The organism is Kocuria sp. CPCC 205235 (genome assembly GCF_040980905.1).
Classification (GTDB): Bacteria; Actinomycetota; Actinomycetes; order Actinomycetales; family Micrococcaceae; genus Kocuria; species Kocuria carniphila.
Genome location: NZ_JAVKPR010000003.1, coordinates 82479 through 104218, shown reverse-complemented (window position 1 = coordinate 104218; position 21740 = coordinate 82479). Strand labels below are relative to the sequence as shown.

General features: G+C 63.4%; 18 protein-coding genes and 2 tRNA genes. 16 read left to right on the top strand and 4 right to left on the bottom strand.

Features of this window, described 5'->3' with window-relative positions; translation table 11 throughout:
- From RF638_RS03365 to RF638_RS03355, 3 genes are all read left to right on the top strand, one after another.
- Window positions 1-1389: an MFS transporter gene (locus RF638_RS03365; protein ID WP_368841440.1), complete on the top strand. Its 1389-nt coding sequence runs from the start codon at window positions 1-3 to the stop codon at window positions 1387-1389.
- 126 nt (window positions 1390-1515) lie between these two features.
- Window positions 1516-3489 carry a DNA primase gene (dnaG, locus tag RF638_RS03360; RefSeq protein WP_368629668.1) on the top strand — a complete coding sequence of 658 codons (1974 nt, stop codon included), beginning with the start codon at window positions 1516-1518 and terminating at the stop codon, window positions 3487-3489.
- 80 nt (window positions 3490-3569) lie between these two features.
- Window positions 3570-3642, top strand: a tRNA-Asn gene (locus tag RF638_RS03355).
- Between the two features lie 251 nt (window positions 3643-3893).
- Here RF638_RS03355 and mptB read toward each other — a convergent pair.
- Window positions 3894-5507 carry a polyprenol phosphomannose-dependent alpha 1,6 mannosyltransferase MptB gene (gene mptB, locus RF638_RS03350; protein WP_368841439.1) on the bottom strand — a complete coding sequence of 538 codons (1614 nt, stop codon included), beginning with the start codon at window positions 5505-5507 and terminating at the stop codon, window positions 3894-3896.
- Between the two features lie 309 nt (window positions 5508-5816).
- On the opposite strand from mptB, the gene RF638_RS03345 reads away from it, so the two are divergent.
- Complete coding sequence (locus RF638_RS03345) at window positions 5817-7124, top strand: glycosyltransferase 87 family protein (protein WP_095796742.1); 1308 nt, start codon at window positions 5817-5819, stop codon at window positions 7122-7124.
- Between the two features lie 61 nt (window positions 7125-7185).
- Window positions 7186-8412 (top strand): glycosyltransferase 87 family protein, encoded by a 1227-nt coding sequence (locus tag RF638_RS03340; RefSeq protein ID WP_254049251.1) that lies wholly within the window; start codon window positions 7186-7188, stop codon window positions 8410-8412.
- A gap of 151 nt (window positions 8413-8563) precedes the next feature.
- On the opposite strand, the gene RF638_RS03335 is transcribed toward RF638_RS03340, so the two are convergent.
- Together RF638_RS03335 and RF638_RS03330 are read right to left on the bottom strand one after the other, a co-directional pair.
- On the bottom strand, window positions 8564-9889 hold the full coding sequence (locus tag RF638_RS03335; RefSeq protein WP_368841438.1) for an MFS transporter: 1326 nt from the start codon (window positions 9887-9889) through the stop codon (window positions 8564-8566).
- A gap of 39 nt (window positions 9890-9928) precedes the next feature.
- Entirely contained in the window at window positions 9929-11086 is a 1158-nt protein-coding gene (locus RF638_RS03330; protein ID WP_129701514.1) for a M20 family metallopeptidase, read from the bottom strand.
- A 260-nt stretch (window positions 11087-11346) separates the two neighbouring features.
- On the opposite strand from RF638_RS03330, the gene RF638_RS03325 reads away from it, so the two are divergent.
- From RF638_RS03325 to RF638_RS03310, 4 genes are all read left to right on the top strand, one after another.
- A complete protein-coding gene (locus RF638_RS03325) occupies window positions 11347-12225 on the top strand; it encodes a phage holin family protein (protein WP_165189392.1) in 879 nt (292 codons plus the stop codon).
- 199 nt (window positions 12226-12424) lie between these two features.
- On the top strand, window positions 12425-13378 hold the full coding sequence (locus RF638_RS03320; RefSeq protein ID WP_095796738.1) for a DMT family transporter: 954 nt from the start codon (window positions 12425-12427) through the stop codon (window positions 13376-13378).
- Complete coding sequence (locus RF638_RS03315; protein ID WP_368841437.1) at window positions 13368-14555, top strand: glycosyltransferase; 1188 nt, start codon at window positions 13368-13370, stop codon at window positions 14553-14555. Before RF638_RS03320 ends, RF638_RS03315 begins: the two co-directional genes overlap by 11 nt.
- A gap of 70 nt (window positions 14556-14625) precedes the next feature.
- Window positions 14626-14699 (top strand) — tRNA-Ile (locus tag RF638_RS03310).
- A 348-nt stretch (window positions 14700-15047) separates the two neighbouring features.
- On the opposite strand, the gene RF638_RS03305 is transcribed toward RF638_RS03310, so the two are convergent.
- Entirely contained in the window at window positions 15048-15620 is a 573-nt protein-coding gene (locus tag RF638_RS03305) for a M23 family metallopeptidase (RefSeq protein WP_254049249.1), read from the bottom strand.
- A gap of 343 nt (window positions 15621-15963) precedes the next feature.
- Here RF638_RS03305 and rpsB point away from each other — a divergent pair, with 343 nt between their 5' ends.
- The 7 genes from rpsB to RF638_RS03270 all read left to right on the top strand — a co-directional run bounded on the left by rpsB (window position 15964) and on the right by RF638_RS03270 (window position 21740).
- On the top strand, window positions 15964-16863 hold the full coding sequence (rpsB, locus tag RF638_RS03300) for a 30S ribosomal protein S2 (RefSeq protein ID WP_095796736.1): 900 nt from the start codon (window positions 15964-15966) through the stop codon (window positions 16861-16863).
- 114 nt (window positions 16864-16977) lie between these two features.
- Window positions 16978-17814 (top strand): translation elongation factor Ts, encoded by an 837-nt coding sequence (gene tsf, locus RF638_RS03295; RefSeq protein WP_095796735.1) that lies wholly within the window; start codon window positions 16978-16980, stop codon window positions 17812-17814.
- A 174-nt stretch (window positions 17815-17988) separates the two neighbouring features.
- Window positions 17989-18762 carry a UMP kinase gene (pyrH, locus tag RF638_RS03290; RefSeq protein WP_238663215.1) on the top strand — a complete coding sequence of 258 codons (774 nt, stop codon included), beginning with the start codon at window positions 17989-17991 and terminating at the stop codon, window positions 18760-18762.
- Window positions 18763-18853: 91 nt separating this feature from the next.
- A complete protein-coding gene (frr, locus tag RF638_RS03285) occupies window positions 18854-19411 on the top strand; it encodes a ribosome recycling factor (RefSeq protein ID WP_016996510.1) in 558 nt (185 codons plus the stop codon).
- Complete coding sequence (locus RF638_RS03280) at window positions 19411-20400, top strand: phosphatidate cytidylyltransferase (RefSeq protein WP_095796734.1); 990 nt, start codon at window positions 19411-19413, stop codon at window positions 20398-20400. Before frr ends, RF638_RS03280 begins: the two co-directional genes overlap by 1 nt.
- 67 nt (window positions 20401-20467) lie before the next feature.
- Window positions 20468-21226, top strand: a complete 759-nt coding sequence (locus RF638_RS03275; RefSeq protein ID WP_095796733.1) for a DivIVA domain-containing protein — start codon at window positions 20468-20470, stop codon at window positions 21224-21226.
- Window positions 21227-21377: 151 nt separating this feature from the next.
- Entirely contained in the window at window positions 21378-21740 is a 363-nt protein-coding gene (locus tag RF638_RS03270) for a DUF485 domain-containing protein (protein ID WP_095796967.1), read from the top strand.

Below are 21740 nucleotides of genomic sequence, written 5' to 3'. Positions count from 1 at the left end.
GTGAGCTCCACCGCTTCCTCGCCCACTGCTGGCCCCGCGCCCACCAAGGGCCTCATTCTCAAATCCCCCTTGTGGGTCGCACCGCTGTGCTGGATCGCCGTTCTGCTGGACGGTTTCGACGCCGTGGTCCTCGGCGCGGTGATGCCCGCACTGCTCGACGACGCAGCCTTCGACATGTCCACCGGCGAAGGCACCGCTGTAGCCACTGCGGGCTTGTTCGGCATGATGGTCGGCGCGCTCGGCATGGGTTGGCTCACCGACCGCCTGGGCCGCCGCAAGATGCTGATCGGCGCCGTGATCGTTTTCTCCGTGCTGACCTTCGCCGCCGCCTTCGCGCCCAGCGTGCTGTGGTTCGGCGTGCTGCGCTTCCTGGCCGGCCTGGGTCTGGGCGGTTGCCTGCCCACCGGCATCTCCATGGTCACCGAATTCGCCCGCAAGGGCCGCGGCTCCAACGCCACGACCGTCATGATGACCGGCTACCACGTGGGCGCCGTGCTCACCGCAGCACTGGCCATCTGGGTCCTGGCACAGTTCTCCTGGCACACCATGTTCATCGCCGGCGCCCTGCCCGCACTGATCCTGGTGCCGCTCATGTACATCTTCCTTCCCGAGTCGCCGTCCTTCCTGGCGGCCAAGGGCGATTACGACGCCGCTCGCGCCGTCGCCGCGCATTACAACGTTGAGCTCGAACTTCCGGATGCGGCGGGTGCCGGCCGCGCGGCGTCGTCGACCCCGAACGGCGAGACGGCCAAGCCCGCGAAGCAGGGCGCGGCCCTGCTGCTGAGCGGAACGTACGCGCGCAACTCGGTGTTCATCTGGACCGCGTCCTTCATGGGTCTGCTGCTGGTTTACGGCCTGAACACGTGGCTGCCGCAGATCATGCGCGCCGCCGATTACGACCTGGGCAACTCGCTGGGCTTCCTGCTGATCCTCAACGTGGGTGCCGTGGTGGGCCTGTGGATCGGTGGCCGCGTGGCCGACCGGATCACCCCTCGTGTCGCCGGCATCCTGTGGTTCGCGGGCTCCGCTGTGCTGCTGGCCGCCCTGGCCATCAAGCTGCCAGTGTTGGGCATTTACTTCATGGTGTTCCTGACCGGTTGCTTCGTGTTCTCGTCGCAGGTGCTCGTGTACGCGTTCACCGCGGCCAACCACCCGCCGCAGGCCCGTGCGACCGCGTTGGGCATGTCCGCGGGCGTGGGTCGTCTGGGTGCGATTAGCGGCCCCATCGTGGGTGGCACGCTGCTGACCGCCGGTCTGGCGTACCCGTGGGGCTTCTTCGCCTTCGCGCTCGTGGGTGCGTTAGGTGGGGCGTCCATGCTGGGCACCAAGACGGTGGATCCTGTGGACAAACGCGTGGTCATCGACCCCGAGGACTCTCCCGCGCGGTAGGTTCCGCGCGTCGAGTCAGTCGAGAGCGGCGTCGTCCCGAGCGGGCGCCGCCGCTTTTTCGTACCCGAGCTGCACAGGCCGACGTCGCGGCCCCGCGAGTTTGACGCGTTGCCTAGGATGAGAGGCGTGGCAGGACTGATCAGGCGCGAAGACATAGACGAGGTGCGATCACGCACCGATCTCAAGGAAATTGTCGACCAGTACGTGACCTTGAAGCCCGCCGGCATCGGTTCCTACAAGGGGCTGTGCCCGTTCCACGACGAGCGCACGCCCTCGTTCCACGTGCGCCCGCAAATGGGCACGTACCACTGCTTCGGCTGTGATGAATCCGGGGACGTCATCGCGTTCCTCATGGAGATGGACCACACCCCGTTCACCGAGACGGTCGAGCGGCTGGCCGCGCGCATCGGGTACGAACTGCGCTACGAGCAGGGCTCGGGCCCCAAACGCGAGGAAGTCGGCCGCCGCCAACGTCTGCTGGACGCGCACAAGATCGCCGCGGAATTCTTCCAACGCAACCTCTACACGCGCCAGGCCACGGCCGCGCAGCAGTTCCTGGGGGAGCGCGGATTCGATGACGCCGCCGCGCGAACCTACGGCATCGGCTACGCGCCCAAGGGCTGGTCCAACCTGCTCAAGCATCTGCGTGACCAAGGTTTCACCGACCAGGAACTCAAACTCACCGGCATGTTCTCCGAGGGTAATCGTGGTCTCTACGACCGGTTCCGCGGGCGGTTGATCTGGCCCATCCACGCGGTGGCCGGAGAGGTCATCGGCTTCGGTGCGCGCAAGCTCTACGAGGACGATCAGGGTCCCAAGTACCTGAACACCCCTGAAACCCAGCTCTACAAGAAGTCTCAGGTGCTCTACGGCATCAACCTGGCCAAGCGGGCGATCGCCAAGGGCAAGCAGGTCGTCGTGGTCGAGGGCTACACGGACGTCATGGCGTGTCACCTGGCCGGTGTCGAGACCGCGGTGGCCACGTGCGGTACCGCGTTCGGTGCGGACCACATCAAGATCGTGCGCCGCTTCCTCTCTGACGACTCGGCCGGGGGAGAGGTCATCTTCACCTTCGACGGCGATGCCGCAGGGCAGAAGGCCGCGCTGCGCGCGTTCCAGGAGGACCAGCGGTTCGTGGCCCAGACCTACGTGGCCGTGGGCCCGGAGGGCATGGACCCGTGCGATTTACGACTGACCCGGGGCGACGCCGCCGTGCGTGACCTGGTCAGCACCCGCACCCCGCTGTTCGAGTTCGCGTTGAAGGCCACCATCCGCGACTACGACGTGAACAGCCTGGAAGGGCGACTGCGGGCCATGCGTGCGTGTGCGCCGATCGTGGCTCAGATCCGTGACTCGTCCCTGCGGCCGGCGTATGCGCGAGAGTTGTCCGGGTGGTTGGGCATCGAGACGGACGAGGTGATGCGGGCGGTCGCGGCGGCCTCCAAGCGCGGCTCGTCCTCGCAACAGCGCGGGCAGCAACAACGGGCGCCGCAGCATCATGAGTCGCAGCAGTTCTCGTCGGGCCGTGATGGGTCCGGACGCGGCTCTGACACTCCGGGACGCCCGGGGGGTCGCCCCGGTGACTCTCAGGAGCAGGAACGCCCTGCCGAGGTGCAGCTACCCAATCCTCGCGAGCCGGTGGCCCGAATGGAACGCGAGGCGCTGGAGGTTGTTCTCCAGGTGCCTGACTTGGTGCCGGACGCATACTGGGGTCATTTCGAGTCCGCGGAGATGCGCTACCCGGTGCACCAGGCACTGCACGATGCGATCGTGGCCGCGCGGCCCGAATACGACGTGAATGATCCTCGCGGTGGCCGCGGCTGGCTCGAGCATGTGCGCGGGCAGCTGCCCGAACCGTTGCACGGATACCTTGCGCAGTTGTCGGTGACCCCGCTGCCCGCTTCTTCTGAGCAACAGGTCCGCAACTACGCGGTGGGTGTGCTGACGAGCCTGGTGGAGATGCACATTAACCGCGCCAAGTCGGACAAGCTGGCGCACCTGAACCGTACGGATCCGCAGCAGGAATCCGCTCTGTATCAGTCGCTGCAGCGTGAGCTTCTGGACCTGGAGATGCAGCGGCGGAGCCTCCTCGATAACTGATGTTCACGTTGCAGCGAGCTGGATTTGAGGAACCGGCCAAGGGTCTGTAAAGTATCTTCTCGTTGCACAGATGTGCACGGTCCCCCGTAGCTCAATTGGCAGAGCATTCGACTGTTAATCGAAGGGTTACTGGTTCGAGTCCAGTCGGGGGAGCTGCAGACGAGAGAAGCCCCGGTTCGCCGGGGCTTTTGTCGTTTCCGGTTCCGGCCAGCGGTCCGCAGGTCCTCTTGATCGTTTATGGCAGAGGTTCACACCGATGACATTCGGGGCAGAGTGTCGCAGCCGGACCCCTTGTTTTCCAGCGAACTTGATCCCGAGATGTCAGTGACAGCTCGCGTTCCGTCAAAACCTCACCCGTGGACGCGCGACTTCGTCGGTTCAGCGATGATTCACGTGGCCGACGATTACTGGCCGCTGCGGCGTCGGCGGCGCCGTTCGAACCAACCGCGGGGCCCGCCCTCGATGAGAACGTGCTTGGTGTGCGGGTCGAGGAGCATGAGGTACGCGGTGAAGGCCAAGGCGATGACGTAGGCGATCGTGGAGACATCCCACTGGACCTCGATGAACGGCCACACGGAGAGTTGATCCTGCGCACCGAAGATCACGAAGAACCCGGTAACCACGTACAGCACACGCACCTGCCAGTTGTTCTTGATGCCTGTGACGGCCAGGAACGGCAGGAACCACAGGATGTACCAGGGCTGGATGATGGGGGAGAGCATCACGACCGCTGCGAAGGCCAGACCCATGCGGCGGACCACGCGGTGACTGCGCTGGCCCTCTCCCCAGAACATCAGCAGCACCACAATGCCGATGCCCAGGTACTTGAGGGCGGTGCGCAAGACTTTGGCGATGTCGCCGCCGGGCAGCCCGAGGGCGTCGCCGATCCGGTTGACCTGCATTCCCAGGAATCCCGAGGGAGAGTAGCCGGTGAACCCGGGTGTGGGATCCAGGATCGCCAGGATCCACCCCGATCCCAGGTTGTAAGGGATGCCGCTCATGAACAGCACGCCGAAACTCAGGACTGCGGTGGCGGCCCAGGTCGCGAACTTGCGGGGCCATGACGCGTTCCGCCCCGCCCACAGCAGTCCGATGAACGGCAGCAGCAGAATGGTAATCGGCTTGATGCCGATCGAGGCGGTCACCAACAGAATCCCTCGGATGGGTCGGCCGGTCGCCGCGAAATACGTACCGGCCACGGCCAAGCCGACCATCAGGCCGTCGTTGTGGGCGCTGGCCACAAAGCTGATGAGGAACAGCGGATTGGCGACCGAGAGCCACAGGGCGCGAGCGCCGTCGAACCCGTGCATTTTCGCGAGCTTGGGCACGTAGATCACGCACAGTGCCACGCCGATGCACGCGAGGGCGCGGAACAAGAGGCCCGAGAGGTCCGGCTGGGCGTCGGTGACCTTCACGACCAGGTGCGCGAGCCACAGGAAGTACGGACCGTAAGGGGTGCGGGATTCGGCCCACGCCGGATCAGCGCCCAGCATGAACCAATTATCGAGGGTTGAGATGCCGGTCGTGTACGGGTTCTCTCCGGCCTCCATGAGGCGGCCTTGCCCGATGTACGCGTACACGTCGCGCGAAAAGATGGGGACGGCCAGGAACAACGGCAGAGACCAGGCAATGATCGCGGCGACGACGGCGCGCAGCGAACCTTCCGGCCAGCCGGCCAGTCGCTGTCCCAGCCGGATCCACGAGCGCATGAGCAGCATGGCGCCGAACGTCAACAGGACGGTGGAGGTGTAAATGCCCCAGCCCTCCGTGCGCATGGCGATCACCAGGGGGTTGCGAACCATGGGGGAACCGAGTGCCATCCATCCGGTTCCGACGGACCCAACGAGCATCATGAGCGAGCCGATCAGGCCCTGGACGATGGCGATGTGCGGGCGGGGAATCAGCGGAGTGCCGGGGGCGGAACGGGCTTCGGCGAGCGAGGGGGTCTCGGAGGGCTGGTGTTGCGCCGGGGTGCTGCCGTGGGCAGTGACCTCCGGACCCGAACCACTTTCCGCCATGACCTGTGTCGTTCCCCTACTTGTGACCGTGTTCGGGCACCCAGGGTCTTGGGCCCGCGGGACCTTTCTCAGAAGGCTGATCTTAGCAGTCAGATCCGCCTCAACCGTGGGTATCGGGGCCGGTTCAGGATGGGGATTAGCCGGGGACAGTACCTCGATGTGCCGCACCCCATGGGCCGCGAGTCCGTGGGGAGGTACCCGTGGCACGTAGCATGAGAAGACACCCGTGCCCGTTTCCGCTGGGCACGGTACTGATTTCATGAGGCCGCACGTGGTCTCGTACCGCTGCGCACCCGACGAGGATTGATCATGTCCACGCACAAGCCGTTGACCCAACAGGACCGATTGAATGTTCTGGATCGTCCCCGGAACCTACCGGGGTGGTTGAGCTCCCCGCGTGCCCTTCTGGCGGGGTTCGTGGTCCTGCACCTCGTATTCCTGATCTTCGCGCTGATTGTTTCACTCAACGGCAACGCCTTCAGTGACACCAATATTTATCGGGACTGGACGCGCATCGGCTTCGACCAGGACGCCTTGGACGGCGGCCCCAGCCCGTGGGTATATCCGGTGCTGGCCCTACTGCCCATGGCGCTCGCGGGGATCGCGGGACCTGCGCCCTTCTTCTTCCTCTGGGTCCTGATGACCACGCTGCTCAACGGCTGGGCGGTGCTCAAACTCACCGATCGCGGTCGCAACACACAGGCGATTCCCGCTGCCTGGTGGTGGTTGGGCTTCACCTTCCTCATGGGGTGGCTTGGCTTCGCTCGGGTCGACGGCGTGACGGCCCCCATTGTTCTGGTGGCCTTGGCCTACGGCGTGGCCCATCCGTTCATCGCCTCCACTCTTCTGAGCATCGCGACGTGGATGAAGGTGTGGCCGGCAGCTATCGTGCTGGCGCTCTTCACGGTGGTGCGGCAGCGCGTGCAGGTGGTCGTGGCGGGCTTGATCGTGAGCGTGGTGGCCGCGGGCATTGCCGCAGCCATGGGTGCTTTGCCCTTGCTCTTCAACTTCCTCACGCAGCAGGGCGACCGTGGCATGCAACTGGAAGCCACGTTCACCACCCCGTGGCTGTGGTCCTCCGTGCTGGGCGTGGGCGGCTCGCAGATGTACATGAACACTGACATCAACTCCATGCAGGTGGACGGCCCCGGTACCGAGATCATGTCCTCGCTCATGCAGCCCCTGCTGATTCTGGCCGCGCTGGCCACCACCACGTTGCTCGTCCGGGCCCTACGTCACGGTGTGCGTACCGGTGGTGCGGATCGCACCGAGCTGTTGCTCGCGGGCACGCTGACCCTGGTGTCCGTGTTCATCGTGTTCAACAAGGTGGGCTCGCCTCAGTTCATGGTGTGGCTTGGGCCGGCCGTGGCTCTGGGACTCGTGCACCACTGGCGCTCGTGGCGTACTCCCGCCATCATGCTGATCGCGATAGCGGTGCTGACGTTCTTCATTTACCCGCTGTTCTACACAGAGCTGAGCCACGACAACCCGGCCATGGCCTTGGTGCTGACCGTGCGCAACGCGCTGCTCGTTGTGCTGATGCTGTGGTCTGCCCGCCGTCTGTACTGGCTGGGATCCAAGCGCCCCACCGATGAGCTCGTGACCAAGGAGTCCTGACATTTCCGCCGCATTCTTCGACCGGCTGAGCGGCGTACGCGACGCCCTGCTGCCGGACCGCGTGATCGCCTGGTTCGCCCGTCCCTCCAGCGTGTGGTGGGGTTTCGCGGTAGTTCATCTGTACTACATGGGCTGGATGGCCTCCTTCTTCCTGAACGGGTGGGCCTTCAGCGACACCGAGCAGTACCGCGAGTGGGCCATGGCCGGGTTCACCCCCGAGGTCACCGATCAGTCGATCAGCCCGTGGGTTTACCCGGTCCTGGCGCAGCTGCCCATCCACGCGGCCGGTATTGCAGGGCACGATCTGTACCTGCTCGCGTGGACCCTGATCATCACGGCGCTCAATGCGGTTGCTATCTGGTTCCTCACCCGCCGCTCCATGCAAGGTCGCGGAGTGGCGCCCGCGTGGTGGCTGCTGATTTTCCTGGTGTTCATGGGGTACCTGAGCTTCGCGCGCGTCGAGGGCATCGCGGCTCCCATCGTGCTGATCGGTATGCTCTACGCTGCCCGGCAGCCCGTGGTGGCCTCCGTGCTGCTGAGTATCGCCACGTGGATCAAGGTGTGGCCCGCGGCGGTCATCCTGTCTCTTCTCATCGCAGCCAAGAAGCGCGCGCAGGTGTTCGTGGCTGGCGTAGTGGTCACCGCGGTGGTCGTTCTGGGTACGTGGCTGTCCGGCGGATTGGCCCGCATCGCGGACTTCATGGTCAATCAGGGTTCGCGCGGCATGCAGCTCGAGGCTACTTTCTCCACCCCGTGGGTGTGGTTGAGCGTGCTGAACATCGCGGATTCCAAGATCGCGGACAACACGGCGATCAACTCGTCTGAGGTCTACGGGCCCGGCACCGAGGTCGCCGCGTACCTCATGCAACCGCTGCTCATCGTGGCAGTGGTCCTGGGCACCGCTCTGTTGATTCGTTCGTTGCGCAGGGGAGCGGACCGCGGTGAACTCTTCTACGAGGGTGCTCTGATGATGACCACCGTGCTCATCGTGTTCAACAAAGTGGGCTCACCACAGTTTATGATCTGGCTCGCGCCCGTGATCGTGGCCGGCCTCGTCTACGACTGGAAGCGCTGGCGCACCCCCGCGGCCCTGCTCATGGGCATCGCGGTCGTCACGTTCTTCATCTACCCGCTCTTCTACACCCCGCTCATTCACGCCAATCCGATCATGGCAGGTGTGCTGACCATCCGAAACGTCCTCCTGGTACTCCTGCTCGCCTGGTCGGTCAAGCGCACTTGGGATCTCGGAACCAAGCCGCAGCCCGCACGCGAGGTGGCTCAGGGCTGAGGCGCGGCGCTCGCCGGTTGCCCTGGTCAGGAACGCGACCAGAACGACGTCGTACGGGGCCTTGGGTGCACCACGAACCAAAGGCGCCCCGGACAGTAACTGTCCGGGGCGCCTTCGGCTTCTTCAGGAACGTGAAGTGAAGGTCAGTACCTTACTTCTCGTCGGTGGTGCCGGTTGCTGCCTCGACACCGGCCTCCGGGTTACCCGGAGGGGTCGTGGGTTCGTTGATCGGGCGAGCCGGTTCCTTGAGCAGGAACGGAGCCAGACCGCCGGCGACCGGCATGACAGCCAGGACGATGAAGGCCACCACGTAACCTGCGGCGTCGACCACTGCACCGACCAGGGCACCCTGGGCCATACCACCGACGAACGCGCCGATGTTGATGACTGCGAACGCGGAACCGATGATCTTCAGCGGGATCAAGCGGTAGGGGAGCATCAGGATGGCGGAGAAGGACCACATGATGAACAGGTTGGCCAGCCACATCATGACCGCGGAGCCCCACAGGTTGGGGATGATCACGGCGATGACCATGAGCACTGCGCCGATGCTGGACATCAGCAGCATGAAGACCTTCTCGTTGTTCTCGAACCAGCGCTTGACCACGGTGGCACCCGTGCTGGTAGCGATCCACAGCGAGAGACCGTAACCGACCATCACGACCATGTACTCCCATCCGGTGGGGGTGATGCCGAACTGCTCTGAGTACATCGTGGCGAGCCAGGTCAGCAGGCCCACGCCCACGGCGTTGTTGAGCAAGAGGCACAGGCCCAGGACCAGTGAGTTGCGGTTCTTCCAGGCGTCCAGGATGGAGACGTCGTTCTTGGCCTTGGCAGCAGCCTTGTCAGCGGCGGCGGCCTTGTCGGCCGGGGACTCGCTCGGGACCAGCTTGATGAACATCAGGGTCGCAACGACCAACAGGACGGCGAGCAGGAAGTACATCCAACGGAAGTCACGGGCGACCACGAGCGGTGCGAAGACCAGGTAAACGAGGATCGTACCGATACCGGCAGTGGAGACCACCTTGGACTGCACGGCGCCGCGCTCTTCGGCGGCGAACATCTTGGCGATGACCGGCGGGGTGCCGTTGGTGTAACCGGCCTGACCGAAACCGATGATCAGACGTGCCAGCGGGACCAGGATGAAGATCATGGACGTGGAGCTGAAGCCGGCGAAGCCAAAGAACGCAGCGCCAGCGGCCAGGATCAACAGTGCCACCGGGATGAAGATGCGGTAGCCGTAGCGGTCCACGAACCAGCCAGCCACGAAGGTCATCACGATGAAGGACAGGTAGAACAGAGTGGTGATCAGACCGAACTGGGTCTTGGTGAAGGTCTCCAGTCCCAGGTTGGACATGTAGGCCGGGTCGGTCAGGAACGGACCGATAGCACCCGCCAGACCCTTTTCGATGTTAGCCAGCAAACCCACGGAGAAGAGTGTGGCGAACACGCCCTTCTGGGTTTTGGTGAGGTTCATTTCCTCAGCCTTTCGTACTCAAGTGATGCGGATGGGGGATCAAGAAGCCAGGAAGTCCAGGGCGATCTGCACTTCCGTGCGGGCGCCGGCTTCGAGAGCCTCTTCCTTGATGTCGAACTTGGGGTGGTGGTTCATGTAGGGCAGGCCGTCCTCGGCGGTGCCACCGCCCAGGAAGATGAAGCAACCGGGGATCTCACGGGCGAAGTAGGAGAAGTCCTCGGACGCAGAGGCGGGCGGACCCCAGAACGCGTTCTCGTCTCCAACGGCCTTCTTGGCTGCTTCCAGGGCCAGCTCCGCGAGGTCATCGTTGTTGATGACCACGGGGTAGCCCTCGGCCCACTGGAACTCGGCCTTGGCACCGTAGGCGGCGCACACGTTCTCGACGATCTCCGTGGCGCGTTCCTTGAGGATGTTCCAGTCGTTGTCGTCCACGGTGCGCATGGAGACACCGAGCTTGGCCGAATCCGGGATCACGTTGGGAGCCTGACCGGCCTGGATCATGCCCACGTTGACCACGTTCATGTGATCGGGTGCAACACTGCGGGAGACGATCGTGTTCAGGGCAACGGTCACCTGCGCGGCGACCAGTACCGGGTCGATTCCGTCCTGCGGCATGGAGCCGTGCGAACCCTGGCCGTTGATCTTCAGGAAGAAGCCACCGGCCACGGTGGACGCGGGGCCCTTGTGCACGCTGACGGTGCCGGTCTTCTGGTTCATGATGTGCATGCCGTAAATGGCGTCCACGTCTTCCAGGACTCCGGCGGCCACCATTTCCTTGGCACCTCCGGGAGGGGTCTCCTCGGCGTGCTGGAAGATGAGCTTCACGCGGCCGTTGAAAGTGTCCTTGAGCTCGGTCAATGCCTTGGCGGCACCGAGCAGCATGGCGGTGTGGGTGTCGTGACCGCACGCGTGCATCACACCGTCAACGGTGGACTTGAAGTCGTTGTCGGTCTCCTCGTTGAGGGGAAGCGCGTCCATATCGGCGCGCAGCGCCACGGTCTTACCGGGGCCCTTGCCCTCGATCACGGCCACCACGGAAGTTTCGGTGGGGTGGGTCGGGGCCAATCCGAAGCTCTCCAGGGTTTCGGCCACGAACTTGGCCGTGTTGTGCTCCTTGAAGGACAGCTCGGGGTTAGCGTGAAAGTGGCGGCGCCACTTGATGATGTCGGCGGCGGGAACGTTGATCTCGATAGTCATGGTCGCTCCTGAAGGATTTATGAGCCACTAGGCTCGATTTTGACGATTTCGAGCCGTTCCAACGCAGCAAGTGTAACTTTTTCGGCTCAAATCGTGTTCGTGTGAACAATTCCAGTTTCGCACCCCCGGGTGAAACGCAACTGTTTCCTAACTCTGTGACAGCGGGATCCGAGCGGGCTAGCCTCCTGGCAGCATGCTGAGTGGTAGTTTTGACCTTGAAAAATAACCAGTAGTGAAGTTCAAGCAACATCGGAGGCGGCATGAGTCATGCAGTGGGCCCGGAAAGCGGCCACACCCCCGGCGCGCGTACTCGGGCAACCAAGAAACCTGGAGCGGCATCCATCCTTGATGTCGCCAAGGTCTTCGCCCGTTTGCTGCCCAAGCAGCTCAAGGACGAGGCGCAGTTAGCGGTACTCGAGCTCAAGGACAAGGGGATCAAGCTCGGCGTGGGTGCGGCCCTCGCCATTGTGGGCCTGGTGTTCCTGGGTATGGCTGTCATCGCACTGATCGGTGCGGCCATTGCGGGCTTGTCGAACGTGATGCCGGCGTGGTTGGCCGCGTTGCTGCTGGCCCTGCTCTTCATCATCATTCTTGCGGTCCTCGCACTGATTGCGTTGTCCAAGATCAAGAGCGCTCTGCCGCTCAAGCCGGAGAAGACTATTTTCGGTCTCCGTTACGATCTGGGTGTCGTGAAGGAAGGCTCTGCCTACACCGAAGGTCGCGTGCAGCGTGAGATGAACGAGGCCGAGCAGCAGAAGGAACGCGAGCAGGAAGCTGCCGCCAACGACCCCAACCAGGTCAAGCCGGTCAAGCCGACCGAGGAGCAGTTGCGCCACCGTCTGAAGTTGCGCCGCGAGCACCTGAAGAGCCTGCGCGACGACGCTCAGAATCGTGCGGACTCCGTTCAAGCAGCCACTCAGGGATTCGTTGGTCGCACCGCGAATACCTTCAAGTCCACCGAGAACTCGATCAAGCAGACCTTCGCGACCAGTGGCGGTTCGCAGGGTGTGCGTACCGGGGGTTCCACCTCGGCCACTGCCGGCGAGAACCCGCTGGCGGATCGCTGGCAGCCGCTCGCGGTTGCCGCAACCGCGGGATCTGCGTTCTTGGTGTTCTTGCGCAAGCTCCTCAAGAAGTAATCGCTCGACACGATTCGACGACGCCGCGGCGTCGCCTCCGGAAGGCCGGGTCACCACGGTGACCCGGCCTTCCTCCTGCCCAACTCCTACCGGAGTATGGCGTTGGTCCTCCCACGGGCTGATTTCCATGATTTGGTGAGGAAAATGCCACGGGCGCGCCCTACGATGAAGCTGTGGTGGAAGATGTGATGAACCGGTGATGCAGTGGTTGGCAGTTTCCTTGGCTCTCATAGCCGCCCTCTGCCTGGCGCTCGGTACTCAGACCCAGTCTGCGGCCGTCACGGCGCACACCCAGGAGGCTTTGAAGCCCTCGAACCTTGGTTCGCTGGTGCGCAATCCCAAGTGGGTGGCCGGGTTGGTTCTGCTGGGCCTGGGCACGGCACTCAACGTTGCCGCGTTGACCTTGGCGACCGTGACGGTAGTGCAACCCATCGGCGTGATCGCACTGGTGATCACCACCTTGTTGCACGCCAAGCACAAGCACCTGGACATCAATGTCCGGACGTGGGGTGCGATCTCTCTCTGCACCGCGGGCGGTGCGGTGTTCGTTGTGGCCGCTGTTGCGGGCACCGACCCCACCTACTTGGCTGATCCCAAAGCGGAGACCATTTTGGTGTCCATCCTGATCGGGCTGGTCCTCTTCTTCGGTATCGCGGAATTGTTCCTTCGGCACCGCCGTATCAGCATGTTCTACGTCTTGGCGGCAGGAATCCTCTATGGATTCGTAGCGGTGCTGGTGCGACTCACCATGACTCACACCCTGGCCCACGGACTGGGGCAGATCCACTGGTTCACGGTCATCATGATCGTTGTGGCCTCCGTGGTGGGTGGTTGGATGGTTCAGTGTGCTTACTCATGCGGACCCCCTGATCTGGTGATCGCGGGCCTGACCGTGGTCGATCCGATAGTGGGCGTGATCCTTGGCCTGTCTGTCCTGGGGGAGGCCGGACCGGGCTTCACCCCTATCATCGGAGCGGTCATGTCTCTGGCAGGCGCCGTTGCTATAGTCGGCGTGGTACTGCTGTCCCGGCATCACCCAGAGGTGATCGAGCGTAGGGAGCAGACCAAGCAACTGCAGCGTGAACTCTCAAGTGAAGCTCCACCCACCGACCTTGAGCACAGGAAGACTCTGAACAGCACCCGTGAGCACTGAGCATCCCGAGGAACAGCGCCCCTTGAAGATTTTGATCATCGCCGAAACTTATCCGCCGGACATCAACGGCTCGGCGCAGTTCGCTCGGCGGCTCGCACAGGGCATGCTCCGGCGTGGCCACGAGGTTCATGTGATGGCGCCTATGACGTCCCGGGGTAAATCCCTGACGGTCGAGAAGGACGGCGTGACCGAGCACCGGATCCGCTCGCACCGTGCGTTCACCCATTCGTATTTCCGGTTGTGCTTCCCGTGGGAGATCTACAGCGAGATCAAACGGGTGATCGATGAAGTCCAGCCGGATGTGGTGCACAGCCAATGTCACTACATCCTGGGACGACGCGCTATCCAGGAAGCTCAGCGCCGCGGGATCCGGTTGGTAGGCACCAACCACTTCATCCCGGAGAACATCGAGCCGTTCCTGCCGTTCCCGGAATGGTTCATTCGTGGGTATCGGAAGGTGTCGTGGTGGGACCTGGCCCGCCAGTTCCGCCGCTGCGATGTGGTGACGGCACCGACCCAGTTGGCCGTGGACACCATGGTGACCAATGGCGTGGATGACAACGCGATTCCCGTGTCCAACGGCATTCAGGTGGGTGACTACGAACTTCACCCGGGTGAGAACCTGAAGAAGCCCAACCGTGAGACCGTTCTGTTCTGCGGTCGCCTGGCCGTGGAGAAGAACGTCAACGAGCTGATCGAAGCCATATCCCTCATCCCGGCCGAGAAGAATGTGCACGCGGAAATTGTGGGGGAGGGTGAGCAGCTCGACACATTGGTTTCGCTCGCGCACTCGCTGGGTGTGGCCGAACGAATCCATTTCCGTGGGTTCCTGACCGACGAACAGCTGCGTGTTTCGTACCTGAACGCCGATGTGTTCTGTCAGCCGGGCACCGCCGAGCTGCAGTCGCTGGTCACGCTGGAAGCAATGTCCGCGTCCACCCCTGTGGTTCTCGCCAACGCGCGGGCCTTGCCGCACTTGGCGGACGAAGGAGTCAACGGCTACCTCTTCGAACCTGGAAATCCCCAGGACCTGGCGGAGAAGCTGCAGTTGGTTCTGGACGCCAGTCCCGAGAGACAGCGCGCCATGGGGGAGGCCAGCCACCGGATGATGGCGCAGCACTCGTTCGCCAAGACGCTGGACACCTTCGAACGGATTTATCGCGGCGAACCTGTCTGATGAGCGGCTCCACCGCGTGGATGCGGTAGCGTAGAGCGGCGACCACGGCACTGTTTCGTGGTGGCAACAGGGGGCGGTAGCTCAGCTGGTCAGAGCAGAGGACTCATAATCCTTTGGTCGTGGGTTCAAGCCCCACCCGCCCTACAGAAATGGCCCTTTCGCCGATGGAAACATTGGCGAGAGGGCCTTTTTCATCTGGTTGTGACGGTTCAAGCCGTCAGCTACTCACCTCATGGTTCGGTAGAACCACCCGCTGCACCTCCTGCGCCGTTGGAGCCCTTGGCACAGTGGATAAGGGTTGCAAAGAAACCTCAGGTGCACGGTGGGGTCCTGACGGCACCCAGGATGCAGGCGGACCCCAGATACCGGGACGCAGCCGACCCCCAGACGTCGGGTCGCAGCGGACCCCCAGGTGTAAACCCGTCGGGAGTCGGGGAGCCAGCAGATCCGGCAGTCCCGCAGGCACACGAGAGCCAAGAGCCGCAGCCGCCATCACTCGGGCACTGGTAGCAACACAGACGGGCGCATGTCCTGCACGAACTGCAAGGGGTTCACGTATTCGCCGTCCCGTCGAACACCCCAGTGCACGCAGTTCGCCGGAGGACAGTGTCCGGCGGAAGCGATGTTGCCGATCACCTGTCCCCGGGCCACCGAGTCGCCGCGTTTGACCGAGGCTTCAATGGGTTCGAAAGAGGATTTCAACCCACCGCCGTGATCCACCGTGATCACCGGCCGGTCCACGACAACTCCGGCGAACGTCACCGTGCCTGCCGCGGGGGAGCGAACCTCGGTTCCCGGTGCCGCACCCAGGTCCACGCCACGGTGGCCCGAGAGCCACTTCTCGGCCGGCGGTTGGAACGTGCGCGTGACCGCTGGTTTGGGCTTGACCGGCCATGTCCACCCTCCGGCGGCCAGAGCCGGCTGTAGACCGAGCGCCCCACCGCCCAACGCAGCACCAAGGAGGAGACAGAGCGCCACAAGAATGGTGAACGCTCTCGACCGGTGACCAAGCGGAGAACGCGAGGCGGGTGAATAAGGGGCGAGGGCGGCGTCGTCGGGGACCATGAGGCAAGCCTGACCCCGCGAGATGGCTGACACCAGAGGAATCCGCTCGATGTGGAGCGAGATGCACCGTGCATGATGTATTCTGAACGTTGCAGTGTCGACCGCCCTCATTCATCATGCCCGTGACCCGGGTAAGACCGTGAGGCTGACACTGACTTCGCGCGCGAAGGAACACATTGACGTGTGTGCGCACTCCTCGGTCCGGAACTTGTTGCGGATGGGGTGCGTTGGTCAGGTCCGTTGGACCGGATCACGAATCGCGCCAGGGATCGTCCCGATCGATCAATAACCGTAAACCCATGGCGGTCGCCCATAAGGCCGCCAGCAATTAACAGGAGACGACATGCCCGTCGTAACCATGCGCCAGATGCTCGACAACGGCGTTCACTTCGGCCACCAGACCCGCCGTTGGAACCCCAAGATGAAGCGTTTCATCTTCACCGAACGCAATGGCATCTACATCATTGACTTGCAGCAGTCGCTGGGCTTCATTGACCGCGCCTACGAAGCAGTCAAGAACACCGTGGCTCACGGTGGCACCATTCTGTTCGTGGGTACCAAGAAGCAGGCTCAGGAAGCCATCGCCGAGCAGGCCACCCGCGTGAACATGCCCTACGTGAACCACCGCTGGTTGGGCGGCATGCTCACCAACTTCTCCACCGTTTCCAAGCGCATCGATCGCATGAAGGAACTGGAAGAGGTCGACTTCGACGACGTCGCCGGTTCGCAGTACACCAAGAAGGAACTGCTGCTGCTGCGCCGCGAGAAGGAAAAGCTGGAGCGCACCCTGGGCGGTATCCGCAACCTGACCAAGGCTCCCTCGCTGGTGTGGATCGTTGACACCAAGAAGGAACACCTGGCCGTTGACGAGGCGCAGAAGCTCGGTATCCCGATCGTCGCGATCCTGGACACCAACTGCGACCCGGACGAGGTCTCCTTCCCGATCCCGGGTAACGACGACGCCATTCGTTCCGTCTCGCTGTTGACCCGCGTGATCGCCGACGCCGTGGCCGAGGGCCTCATCGAGCGCAACAACGGTAAGTCCGGTGGCAACGCCACCGACGAGCCGATGGCCGAGTGGGAGCGCGAGCTCCTCGAACAGCACGAGGCCGACAAGGCCGAGGGCGCCGAGAAGGCCGAGTCCGCCGAAAAGGCTGACGATGCTGAGCAGGCTGCGCCCGCAGCCGAGACCGAGGCTGCTTCCGAGGAAGCTCCGAAGGAAGAGACCCCCGCAGCCGAGTAAGGCCGCGAGTTTCGTTTACCTTCCATTCTTTCGGGTGGCCCATCATGGTCACCGACGTTGGCCGGGCGTGTATCTCGCGCCCGGCCAACCCCAAACGACAACAGAGGAGTTCACATGGCGAACTACACCGCTGCTGACATCAAGGCACTGCGCGAGCGCACCGGTGCCGGCATGCTCGACGTCAAGAAGGCCCTGGACGAAGCTAATGGCGACGCTCAGAAGGCCCAGGAAATCATCCGCGTGAAGGGCCTCAAGGGCGTCACCAAGCGTGAAGGCCGTTCCACCGCGGAGGGCATCATCGTCGCTCGCGTCGAGGGCAACGTCGGCCACATGGTCGAGCTCAACTCCGAAACCGACTTCGTGGCCAAGTCCGGCCCGTTCGTCGAGTTCGGTGCCAAGGTTCTGGACGCAGCCGTTGCCGCTGACGCCAAGGACCTGGACGAACTGCTCGCTGCTGATTCCGAGGGCAAGCCCGTGTCCGAGCTCGTGACCGAGACCGGCGCACTGCTGGGCGAGAAGGTCGTCGTGCGTCGCGTGGCTCGCGTCCAGGGCGATCACGTGGCCGTTTACCTGCACAAGACCTCCAAGGATCTCCCGGCGCAGGTCGGCGTGCTGTTGGCCGTGTCCGGTGAAGGCGCCGACATCGACCAGGCCGCTCACGACGTGGCTGTGCACACCGCCGCCATGTCCCCGAGCTTCCTCCACGAGTCCGACGTTCCGGAAGAGACCGTCGAGAACGAGAAGCGCGTGGCCGAAGAGACCGCACGCAACGAGGGCAAGCCGGACAAGATCATCCCGAACATCGTTCAGGGTCGCCTCAAGGGCTTCTACAAAGACGTCGTTCTGGTCGATCAGGACTTCGCCAAGGATTCCAAGAAGTCCGTGGGCCAGGTGCTGTCCGAGGCAGGCGCCACCGCCACTGCCTTCGCGCGTTTCCGCGTGGGTGCCTGAGCTAGCTAGTTAGTTAGGCAACCTCCGCCGACGCCGCTCGCGAGCGGCGTCGTACGAGGTCATCTCGGCGGGGTGTCACCGAGCAATCGGTGGCACCCCGCCGTTTCTGTATGCTGTAAAGCGGTCTGCCACATTCGGGCCCGCACCTCGACCACGTATTTTTCGGGAGGATCTATGCCCACCACCAACGAATCCGAACTGCACGACGAAGCCGTGCGGTTGAGCCGGGATCCCCGGGTCGAGCCCAAGCGCCGCAGGGTGCTGTTGAAGCTCTCCGGTGAGGTCTTCGGCGGCGGGCAGGTGGGTCTGGACACCACCGTGGTCCGTCGGATTGCCGAGCAGATCGCGGCCACCGTGGGCCAGGTGGAAACCTCCATCGTGGTGGGTGGTGGCAACTTCTTCCGTGGCGCCGAGCTCTCCCAAGCCGGGATGGATCGCTCGCGCGCGGATTACATGGGCATGCTGGGCACCGTGATGAACTGCCTGGCGTTGCAGGACTTCCTGGAGCAGTGCGGGGTCGATACCCGCGTGCAGTCGGCCATCAAGATGGAACAGGTGGCCGAGACCTACATCCCCCGCCGTGCCATCCGCCACATGGAGAAGGACCGCGTGGTCATCTTCGGCGCCGGTGCAGGGCTGCCGTACTTCTCTACAGACACCGTGGCCGCCCAGCGAGCACTCGAAGTGCACGCAACCGAGGTTCTGATGGCCAAGAACGGTGTGGACGGCGTGTACACGGCCGATCCCCGCAAGGACCCCACCGCGGAACGCCTGACCGCTCTGACCTACGACGAAGCCCTGGCACGCGACATCCGCGTGATGGATCAGACCGCTTTCAGCCTGTGCCGCGACAACAACGTGACCATGCGCGTGTTCGGCATGGAGGGTGAAGGTAATGTCACCCGCGCGGTACTGGGGGAGCAGATCGGCACGCTGGTCACCCCGTGAATCGTTAGTACTTGCATCCACCGATAGAGTGGAAGCTAGTACCGCAGTCCGCCAGCGCCCCTGGCTTTTCCACGTATAAGGAGCAAAACACGTGATTTCCGAGATCCTTTCCGACGCCACCTCCCGGATGGCCAAAGCGGTGGATGCGGCCAAGACCGACTTCTCCACGGTTCGCACCGGTCGCGCGAACCCGGCACTGTTCTCGAGCCTCACGGTCGAGTACTACGGCACGCCCACTCCGCTGCAGCAGCTGGCGTCCTTCCAGACGCCCGAGGCGCGCACCCTGCTGATCACTCCCTACGACCGCTCCGCCCTCAACGACATTGAGAAGGCGCTGCGCGATTCGGATATCGGAGCCAACCCCGCCAATGACGGCAACGTGATTCGCGTGGTCATGCCGGAGCTCACCGAGGAGCGCCGCAAAGAATACGTCAAGGTCGTTTCCACCAAGGCCGAGGAAGGCCGCGTGTCCGTGCGCAACATCCGTCGTAGCGCCAAGGAGGCTATGGAAAAGGCCATCAAGGACGGCGACGTGGGCGAGGACGAAGGCAAGCGCGGCGAGAAGGACCTCGACGCCGCCACCAAGAAGCACATTGACCAGATCGATGAGCTGCTCAAGAACAAGGAAACCGAACTGCTCGGTGCCTGATGGCGGCAGCTCATACCCCTCACGGATCTGACAACCGTTCATCCGCCTCTCCCCAGGGACAGGCGGATGAACGGCATGACCCGGCAGGTAAACCCTCCCGGATCGACCTGCTCAACACGGGCACACTGAGAGAAGTCATCAAGCGGCCTTGGACACGCAGCGACGAACACCGCGCGCCGTCCAAGGCCGGACGCAATTTACCGGCGGCCATCGCCGTTGCACTGGTTCTGATTGCCACCCTGTTGGTGGGACTCTACCTCTTCCCGATCGTCCTCGCGCTGCTGGCCGGCACCGCCGCCGGGATTGGCGTGTGGGAGATCGCACGTTCGCTGAGCTACCGGGGGATTCGGATCCCCAGGGTTCCAGCGGTGATAGCCGCGGTGCTCATGCCTCTGGCGGCCTATCAGGGCGGCGCGCAGTATCTCTCATTCGCCATGGTGCTCTCAGTGACGCTCGTCGTGTTGTGGCGAGCCTTCGGGCCCAAGGAGGGCATGCTGCTCTCCATCATGGGGTCGGTCTTCGCCTTGGTGTGGGCATCGTTCCTGCTGAGCGCTGCTCTGCTGCTCTATCACTCCGACGACGGACCCTTCAAGATCCTCACCGTCATCCTGCTCGCGGTCAGCTCGGACACGTTCGGCTACGCGGTGGGTGTCGTGTGGGGTAAACATCCCATGGCACCCAAGATCTCGCCCAAGAAGTCCTGGGAGGGCTTTGCCGGATCGGCCGGTGGTGCCATGATCGTGGGCGTTCTGTGTTCGGTCTTCCTACTGGGGGACGCTTGGTGGCAGGGCATCATTCTCGCCCTGGCAATCGTGGCCGTTTCCACCCTGGGCGACTTTTCCGAGTCCATGATCAAGCGTGAGCTGGGCATCAAGGACATGGGCACGTTGCTACCGGGGCACGGGGGAGTGATGGACCGCATCGATTCCATTCTGTTCGCGGTCATGACCGGCTACGTGATCTTCGAGTTATTCGCCCTTCTGGGATAGGCATTGGCCCCGGCTGGTCGGGGCGCGGAGCGGAATCGCTTCGGCAGTTGGAAAGGTACACACCAAAATGACCGAGAACACGTTGGGTTCCTCCGCCGCTGATCAGCCCACGCAGGCGATCGACGGACTGGACACTCGAACCAAGGCCCAGCAGGTCCCGGGCGGTGACGGCGCCCCCAGCCACTCTGCTGCCGCCCCCCAGGCGGCTGCCCCCACTCAGGAGGCCACGCAGGCTTCGGCTCCGGCTCGCGAGACGGCGGGCCGCAAGTTCATGCGTGTCGAGGATGAACGCTGGGGTTACGATCCCGCCGAGGTCGACGACTTCCTGGACCGGGTCGACGCCGTTCTGGCCACCACGGCGCGCGATCTGCAGTCCGCGCCGGGCGTAGGTAGCCGGCAGGTGCGCGAGCGCGTGTTCGATCGTGTGCAGGGCGGTTACGATCCGGCTCCGGTGGATGCCCGGCTCGACGAGCTCGAAGACGAGCTGGCGGATCGAGAACGTGAGGCCTTCATCTCGGAGCACGGTCCCGAGCGCTGGGAGGAGCACCTGGAACTCATGGGTCAGACTCTGCTCGGACGCCTGAACCGGCCCCACGGGGAGCGGTTCCGCAGGCCTTCCCAGCGCAAGCAGCTCGGGTATTCGGTCTCTGACGTGGATGTGCTGTGTGACCGGATCACCGAGCACTTCCGTTCCGACGAAGCTCTTGATCCAACACTGGTGCGCAAGGCGGTGTTCCGTCAGGCGCAGGGTCAACGATGCTACGAGGAACAGCAAGTCGATGCGTTCATGGACCGGGTCGTGGAGCTCATCCTGGCATTGCGCTGACTCCCAGACTTCCGCGCGTTTGTATACAAAGCGGGCCTAACTACCGAAATATTCGGAAAGTTGGGCCCGTTTTTTCGTCTTTTTTCGCGTTGCTGTTGTGTTTGTGGATACAAAGAGCCTAATGTGGTCCTCATCACACAAGGAGGCTTTCATGGCGTCTACGCCCCCTGTCGACTCGGCCAACTCCACGGCTTTCGACTTCACAGAAGCTCAGCGCTCGGATCAGTTCCAGCAGCTGCGCAAAACTCACCGTTCTTTCGTCTTCCCCATGGCCGTGGCGTTCCTGGTCTGGTACCTGCTCTACGTGGTGCTTGCCATTTACGCCCCTGAGTTCATGTCCCAGCGCATTTTCGGGAATGTGAACCTCGGGCTGCTCCTGGGGCTCCTACAGTTCGTAACCACCTTTGGCATCACCGCTGCGTACGTGTCCTTTGCCAACCGGAAACTTGATCCCCAGGCCACAGCGTTGCGTGAGCACCTCGAGGCCGCCGGTGCGGGACGAGGAGAAGCGTAA

Excerpts from the sequence above, each read along its gene's own strand:
- mptB (WP_368841439.1), bottom strand. The coding sequence starts at position 5,507 with ATGGCGGAAAGTGGTTCGGGTCCGGAGGTCACTGCCCACGGCAGCACC.
- RF638_RS03345 (WP_095796742.1), top strand. The coding sequence starts at position 5,817 with ATGTCCACGCACAAGCCGTTGACCCAACAGGACCGATTGAATGTTCTG.
- RF638_RS03335 (WP_368841438.1), bottom strand. The coding sequence starts at position 9,889 with ATGAACCTCACCAAAACCCAGAAGGGCGTGTTCGCCACACTCTTCTCC.
- RF638_RS03330 (WP_129701514.1), bottom strand. The coding sequence starts at position 11,086 with ATGACTATCGAGATCAACGTTCCCGCCGCCGACATCATCAAGTGGCGC.
- RF638_RS03325 (WP_165189392.1), top strand. The coding sequence starts at position 11,347 with ATGAGTCATGCAGTGGGCCCGGAAAGCGGCCACACCCCCGGCGCGCGT.
- RF638_RS03320 (WP_095796738.1), top strand. The coding sequence starts at position 12,425 with ATGCAGTGGTTGGCAGTTTCCTTGGCTCTCATAGCCGCCCTCTGCCTG.
- RF638_RS03305 (WP_254049249.1), bottom strand. The coding sequence starts at position 15,620 with ATGGTCCCCGACGACGCCGCCCTCGCCCCTTATTCACCCGCCTCGCGT.
- rpsB (WP_095796736.1), top strand. The coding sequence starts at position 15,964 with ATGCCCGTCGTAACCATGCGCCAGATGCTCGACAACGGCGTTCACTTC.
- tsf (WP_095796735.1), top strand. The coding sequence starts at position 16,978 with ATGGCGAACTACACCGCTGCTGACATCAAGGCACTGCGCGAGCGCACC.
- pyrH (WP_238663215.1), top strand. The coding sequence starts at position 17,989 with ATGCCCACCACCAACGAATCCGAACTGCACGACGAAGCCGTGCGGTTG.
- RF638_RS03280 (WP_095796734.1), top strand. The coding sequence starts at position 19,411 with ATGGCGGCAGCTCATACCCCTCACGGATCTGACAACCGTTCATCCGCC.
- RF638_RS03275 (WP_095796733.1), top strand. The coding sequence starts at position 20,468 with ATGACCGAGAACACGTTGGGTTCCTCCGCCGCTGATCAGCCCACGCAG.
- RF638_RS03270 (WP_095796967.1), top strand. The coding sequence starts at position 21,378 with ATGGCGTCTACGCCCCCTGTCGACTCGGCCAACTCCACGGCTTTCGAC.